We start from the raw sequence: 5,261 nt of genomic DNA, 5'->3' as shown, positions 1-5,261 counted from the left end.
GGCACTTGACCCGTTCATCGAGATCCTGAAGACGCAGTAGTTATGTGAAGGCCGCTAGTACCGTCCTCGAGGCTCTACCTGAGCGATGCCCGCGGCCTGTCCCTCGACTGTTCATAACTGAGAACTACGCATAATGGCCGTTATGGATAGATGTTCATAACGGCCAGGAGCCGTCACTGGCCACCCCATTCGGATAGCGGTCATCCGGGCGACGCGGTATGCTAGCTGCCTATAACTTCATGAACATGTTAGAGGGCAGGTTCTTTGGCAACACTAGAAATCCGCCATGAGGTCGACCGCTTCGTCCTCTACTTCGATACCCCGCGCAGAGAGATCAGCGCTTATGCCCTTGCGACAGCCCTTGTGGGGTTGGCTGACGCGGTCCGGGAAGCGAACGCGATAGTCAATCCTGGCTATGTCGTTGAAGTTGTAGTGGAGGCGCTGTCAGACGGCAGCTTCAAAGCCACGGTCCGGACGATCTTCACCAAAGCCAAGAATCTCTTCTCGCACCAGGCCGTACAAGCTGTGATTTGGGGCATCGTCGCGACCCACATCTACGAGAAGGCCATAAAGACCGAAGTTCCTCCAAATATCACGGTGACGGACACCCTCGTCACAATCGAGATTGGAAACGAGAAGATCATTGTTCCAAAGGACGTCTACGAGGCAAAGAAGCAAGTCGAACGCTCTGAACGCTTCAACAATGCATTGGGAAAGGTGTTCGATGCGGCAGCATCTGACCCGAATGTCGAAGGCATTGCCATAGTCGACGATACCGGACCGCAGCGTCCTCCACTAATCGTTCCAAGAGAGAAGTTCGCGCTGTTTCAGACCGAACAGCCCGTGGACGAATCCACCCGTGAAATCGTGGAGATCACACACGTTGAGATCTCCCGTGCAATTCTTGAACGTGGCAAGCGACGTTGGGAATTTTTCTGGCGAGGGGTAAGAATTGCCGCGCCCGTGCTCGATCAAAAGTTTTTTGACAGATTCTTCGCACACGAGATCATGATCGCGCCCGGGGACTCGCTTGAAGTCGCTCTTCGCATCGTCCAAGAAAAAAAGCCAGACTCGGGGATCTACGTAAACGTCAGGTACGAGATTGTTGAGGTCTTTCAGCACCTACCCCGTTTGACGCAGCATGCCCTCTAGCAGGTCGTTGAAGGGCTACTTACCGGGTAGCTGCAAGATCGCAACCATCAGGATATAAAGAGTCATCTCAATGTTTATTCAGCTTGGAACCCCGGAGAGGTTAAGCTCGATAGGTCAAGAAACCATTGACCTGAAGGAAGCAAAATCAAAAATAGAAATTGCCGTCCTAGACGACAAACCGTTCGCTCCAAAAGATTCGCTAGTTTCGCATGGTTTCAGAATTAGGGAGCTCGGTCCAGATATCAGATCAACTGACATGATATCCTCATATCCGATTGTTATTTGTGATGTGCGTGGTGTTGGCAAAGCATTTGGAAGTTCTTTAGAAGGCGCTCACCTTGTCTCCGAGATTCGCAAAGACTATCCTGATAAATATATTGTCTCGTATACGGGCGAGACCTATAGCCTACCGTTAACCAATGCTCTAGCAGCCGCAGACAAGAGGTTGGCGAAAGACGACAGCATTGATGTGTGGATAAAAACACTTGAGTCAGGCTTAAATGAAGTATCCAATCCAAGGAACAGATGGATTCGGTTGCGCACTGCCTTACTATCAAGGGGGGTCGAGTTACATCACGTATTCAATCTGGAGCAGGCGTTAATTAAAGCCGTTCACGCAGGAAAACCAGAAATGCTAAATGACAAAGCCACAAGTGCCGAGATTAGCGCCGAGGCAAGAGACCTGGTCATTAAATTCTCAGCAACCGCACTGGCCACACTTATTGGTAGTGCACTGGGAATATAAATGAGATACGACAAACAAAACAAGAGAATCGAAAACCTTAGCCAGCAGGTAACCGATTTAATTAGACAAAACGCAGTTCTGAAAAATGAGGTCGACTCAACACGGGAAATTTTGAACAACACCCTACACGAAATAAGAAGGTTTAGTGCTCAACTATCGAAGTTCTGCGAGCGCATTAGCCGAGATACACAGAGCGATCCCGGCCTGAACCAAGCCGCACTTTCGGCATTTTATACAGCAGGCATGATTTCATCTCGGCTTGCGTATACGGACATCGAGCTCAACCCCAAGGCGATTGAAAGCCAGACGCCTTTACGGTCCGGTATCTTTAAGAAGTTTGACAAAACAAAGAGGATTCTTGCGGAAGAGGCCAAAAACCGCAATGTCACCATAAGCCTAATCGGGGAGTCGCGCACCGAAATTGATGCTTTGCCCGTATTTGAATTGCTACCCTTCGTGATTTTAGAGAATGCGGTAAAGTATTCTCCGCAGAATCAAACAATCGAAATCATATTCGAGAGTTTTTCTGGAAGACAACAGGTTACTGTCAAATCGTACGGTCCAGATGTAGAAGATGACGAGTTGCCAAGACTTTTTGAAAAGGGGTTTCGTGGAGCTTTAACCAAGACAATGCCTGGCGAAGGCTTAGGCTTATTTCTTGCTAAACGGGTCTGCGATTTCCATGGAATATCCATTTTTGCTGAAGTTCGTAACAGAAAAAAATTCATTTTTAATGGTATTGGCTACTCTGAATTTTTAATTCAAGTGCGATTCTAAGCGTAAAACGCTTGCGCAATAACATGACGCTCAACACCGGCGCCCTACAGCAAGCCTCGCTTGCTGGAGGGCGCCGGTTAGCGCTACGTTGAGCGGCAGCTTTCCTCAAAAATCTACGGCGGCATTGGGTCGGGTCGAGACGGTCGTAGGCGTTTTCCCGAGGGGCGGCGTGGGTTTTGCGCTGGAAGTCTCAGTCCGGCGAGGAGCCGTTACTGGTCACCCGCTCCGGATAGCGGCCATCTGGGCGAGATGGTATGCTAAATAAATGGCCGATGGGTGGCAGTGACCCGCTAGGCTGTCGGCTGCTGCCTTTCCAGTCTTCTTATTCTGGGTTGCGCGTAGTCTTTATTTCTAAACAGTAACTGGTAAAACACGTTATCAGGCATTCCAATGTTACGCGGCAGAAATGTCGCCAGAGAACAAAGTTAGGCCTCACACGGCACACTTGCGAGCCTCGCGATGACATTGCTTGAACTTCTCCAGACAGCTGACTCTTCGACCGCCATCGCGACTGGCGTCGTAGCGGTTCTGTACTGGCTAACTCGTGTGCGCAAAGACGCCATCGCGGCACAGTATCGACACTTGGGCGACAGTTGGACCAATGAGGGAGCCGTGGACGGCTCGGTACCCGGTCCATTCATTCAGCTTGATCTTCGCCTCGAACATGGTGACCTCAACGGTTGGCTTCGCACGCATCAAGACGAAGAGAAATACTCGGTCAACGTAACTCCTGGTTAGCCACGAGCAAAGCTGTCTATCTCGGTCATGTCTCGTGGGGTGCCGGCACCGGTCATCGAGGCCCGGGTGCGCATGTACGCCAATAACAATCGCTTGCACTGGAAGACTGTAAAGGGGAACGATGACGCAAACATTCCAGTCGAGACTGAACTCTGGCCTGTTCCAACGGCAGCGCGTGCTCTCACCACGGCATCGGTCACCACGTCGCCGTGAGGCCCAACCTTTCGTTCAAGTCGATGCCACTTCGCGGCGCGGCTTAACACAGGTGTTGGGCCTACCAAGGGAGAGCATCATGAAGATCGTCACAAAAGCAGTTGTTGCAACCGTTCTCGTAGTTGGTTTCGCCAATATTGCAGGTGCTGCGTGCAGAAAATCGCAGGTTTGCGATGACTACGGAAACAATTGTCGTGTCCAAGACATTTGTGACAGCAAGCTTGATTTACCGTCGGTAGAACTTGCCCCGCTTAGGCCACTTCCGTCCATGGAGCTAAAGCCCCTCCCTTCAGTGGAGTTGCCGCCGCTTGGTACATCACAATGCCAGTACATGCAGATAAACGGTCGCTGGCAAAACGTTTGCAGGTAAGCATTGCCAGACCCATCATTCCACCGGCGCTGCGCGATAAGACCGCGCGGCGCTGGTGAATTCAAACATTGGGCGTCTTGAGATCATCATGACCGACTACTTCAGCGATAGAGAGCAAGGCCCGGGGCCACGTACCGAGGAAGTCATTTCTCCTGTTGCTTGGGGTGGAGTTGTCGCGCTTATTCAATCTCTCGTTTACTCTGGAGCCTTCGGCGCAAGATTTCCAGCGCCTTGCCCTGATGGGCGAGGTCCGATAGGTACCGACGAAAATTCTCTTTCGCTGGCGGTTCTTGCCGAAATGCCTGGTCTTACCTGGCCGCTTGAAACCACCGAACGTGTGCAGGATGGTTACTTCTCCGAAATGCAGGCGTTCGCCCCCGACACACTGTTGGTACTCGACCTCATCGAGTTCTGCTACCGCTCCGTAGGGAAGCCAATTCAAGGCTCACATCACAGCTACTTTGGTCACTACCATCTCAGCTTCGACATCGCCGAGGGAAAAGAAGCGTTCCGCGCTGACATCAACAGAATCTTTTCCCGTAACAACCTTGCTTACGAACTCGGTGACGCTGGTCAGTTTGTAAGGCTTGCCCCCACGTTGCTTCGAGAAAGTCTATCGTCTGCCAGCCTTCGTACCGGAGACCAGGTTCTCGACACAATGCTTGAAGAAAGTCGAGTGAAATTCTTAAACCCAGATCCCTCTATCCGTCGTGAATCACTGGAGCGCCTATGGGATTGCTGGGAGCGACTGAAGTCTCTCGAAGACCCAAACAACAAAAAACGCTCAGTAGAGTCGTTGCTCTCGAAGGCTTCGCCTGATGCCGCTTTTCGTGCTGCACTAGATGCTGAGGCTCATGCCCTTACCGGTATCGGTAATTCTTTTCACATACGGCACACCGAGGTATCTCAAACCGCAGTTACAGATTCGGCGCACGTCGACTACTTGTTCCATCGGCTCTACTGCATGGTTCAGTTGCTGCTATCAAAACGGCGTGTCGTGCCCTGACGCCCAACCCGGCGGTCGACCTCGCTCCCTTCGGTCGCTGGACGCTGCCCGTTGAAGCCGCGGAGCGCCGGCCACCTCTACGTTGAACGACAGCTTTCCCAAAAGCTCTACGGCTGCTCTGGGTCGGGTGCCGTCGCGTGCGCAGTGTCAAAGCTGACATGACGAATACATGAGATGGGCTGATGCTCGCCGTCCGGTCAGGCAGCTGCCCCCCTGCAGGACTCACAGCAGTTGTATGCCACCCGTCATCCGAGACGTCA

Annotated in this window: 6 protein-coding genes; all 6 read left to right on the top strand. The window is 51.9% G+C overall.

Features of this window, described 5'->3' with window-relative positions:
• The first annotated feature begins 264 nt into the window (after positions 1-264).
• The 6 genes from JNN07_24455 (at position 265) to JNN07_24430 (ending at position 5,001) form a co-directional block, all read left to right on the top strand.
• Positions 265-1,152, top strand: a complete 888-nt coding sequence (locus JNN07_24455) for a hypothetical protein (GenBank protein ID MBL9170907.1) — start codon at positions 265-267, stop codon at positions 1,150-1,152.
• 70 nt (positions 1,153-1,222) lie between these two features.
• Complete coding sequence (locus JNN07_24450; protein MBL9170906.1) at positions 1,223-1,897, top strand: hypothetical protein; 675 nt, start codon at positions 1,223-1,225, stop codon at positions 1,895-1,897.
• Entirely contained in the window at positions 1,898-2,674 is a 777-nt protein-coding gene (locus JNN07_24445; GenBank protein ID MBL9170905.1) for a hypothetical protein, read from the top strand.
• 459 nt (positions 2,675-3,133) lie between these two features.
• Complete coding sequence (locus JNN07_24440; protein ID MBL9170904.1) at positions 3,134-3,412, top strand: hypothetical protein; 279 nt, start codon at positions 3,134-3,136, stop codon at positions 3,410-3,412.
• A gap of 27 nt (positions 3,413-3,439) precedes the next feature.
• Positions 3,440-3,625, top strand: coding sequence for a hypothetical protein (locus JNN07_24435; GenBank protein MBL9170903.1), 186 nt, complete (start codon positions 3,440-3,442; stop codon positions 3,623-3,625).
• 458 nt (positions 3,626-4,083) lie between these two features.
• The gene (locus JNN07_24430) at positions 4,084-5,001 is read left to right on the top strand and encodes a hypothetical protein (GenBank protein MBL9170902.1); all 918 of its coding nucleotides are present in this window, start codon (positions 4,084-4,086) and stop codon (positions 4,999-5,001) included.
• Positions 5,002-5,261: the final 260 nt, after the last annotated feature.

Source organism: Verrucomicrobiales bacterium, from assembly GCA_016793885.1.
Lineage (GTDB): Bacteria > Verrucomicrobiota > Verrucomicrobiia > Limisphaerales > UBA11320 > UBA11320.
The sequence above is the reverse complement of the archived record's forward strand: the minus strand, read 5'-3'. Positions and strand labels throughout refer to the sequence as shown.